This is a genomic window from Microbacterium sp. LB12, from assembly GCF_037150835.1.
In the GTDB taxonomy this organism is placed as follows: Bacteria; Actinomycetota; Actinomycetes; order Actinomycetales; family Microbacteriaceae; genus Microbacterium.
Genome location: NZ_JBBCPF010000060.1, coordinates 1 through 255, shown reverse-complemented (window position 1 = coordinate 255; position 255 = coordinate 1). Strand labels below are relative to the sequence as shown.

Below are 255 nucleotides of genomic sequence, written 5' to 3'. Positions count from 1 at the left end.
ACCGCTTCGTGTACTCATGCTGCGGAGACCGGTAGATCTCCGCCGCGGTCCCCTCCTCCACGATCTGCCCCTGCAACATGATCGCGATCCGATCACTGATCTCGATCAACATCGGCAGATCATGCGTCATGAAGATCACCGCGAACCCCAACTTCTCCCGCAACCGCATGATCTCCCGGATGATGCCCCGCTGCACGACAACGTCGAGCGCGGTGGTCGGCTCGTCCATGATCATCACCTGCGGATCCAACGCCA

General features: G+C 60.4%; 1 pseudogene. It reads right to left on the bottom strand.

What is annotated here, in order from left to right:
- Window positions 1–255: pseudogene (locus WFM69_RS19485) on the bottom strand (ABC transporter ATP-binding protein); the annotation flags it as partial.